Source organism: Alkalihalophilus lindianensis (assembly GCF_032843265.1).
GTDB lineage: Bacteria > Bacillota > Bacilli > Bacillales > Bacillaceae_D > Alkalihalophilus > Alkalihalophilus lindianensis.
This window is the reverse complement of sequence record NZ_JAWJBA010000310.1, coordinates 1-273: the sequence shown is the minus strand read 5'-3', so window position 1 is coordinate 273 and position 273 is coordinate 1. Positions and strand designations below refer to the sequence as shown.

Below are 273 nucleotides of genomic sequence, written 5' to 3'. Positions count from 1 at the left end.
CAAAATTCCTACTTAATTTTATTCCTTGAATAAATAAATTTGAAGCTATCTTTTCCTCAATTATTTCCCATGTTCGATCTGAACTCCCATCATCAACATACAAAATAGTACTATCATTATTAATTTTCTTATCGGCAATTAAATTCTTCATTACCCTTGTTAATTCTTTAGTTGTTTCCTCTAAGGTTGCTTCTTCATTATAGCAAGGTACTACAATTGTCAATTTTGGTAAATTTATTGACATTTTCCCACTCCTAATTCACTAAATATTCG

General features: G+C 28.6%; 1 protein-coding gene. It reads right to left on the bottom strand.

What is annotated here, in order from left to right:
- A partial coding sequence (locus tag RYX56_RS22380) for a glycosyltransferase (protein ID WP_317124125.1) occupies positions 1-244 on the bottom strand: 244 nt, incomplete at its 3' end.
- Positions 245-273 lie beyond the last annotated feature (29 nt).